General features: G+C 51.0%; 1 protein-coding gene. It reads left to right on the top strand.

What is annotated here, in order from left to right:
* On the top strand, window positions 1–255 hold a 255-nt coding region (locus tag AC6EMZ_RS23430; protein WP_498405195.1), incomplete at both ends, for an EF-Tu/IF-2/RF-3 family GTPase.

Genomic DNA, 255 nt, shown 5'->3' with positions numbered 1-255 from the left:
CTATCGACAAGCCATTCCTGCTGCCAATCGAAGACGTATTCTCTATCTCCGGCCGTGGTACTGTTGTTACCGGTCGTGTAGAGCGCGGTATCGTTAAAGTTGGCGAAGAAGTTGAAATCGTTGGTATCAAAGAGACTGCTAAGTCTACCTGTACTGGCGTTGAAATGTTCCGCAAACTGCTGGACGAAGGTCGTGCAGGCGAGAACTGTGGTGTTCTGCTGCGTGGTATCAAACGCGAAGAAATCCAGCGTGGCC

This window comes from Enterobacter sp. SCRI0065, from assembly GCF_059766475.1.
The sequence above is the reverse complement of the archived record's forward strand: the minus strand, read 5'-3'. Positions and strand labels throughout refer to the sequence as shown.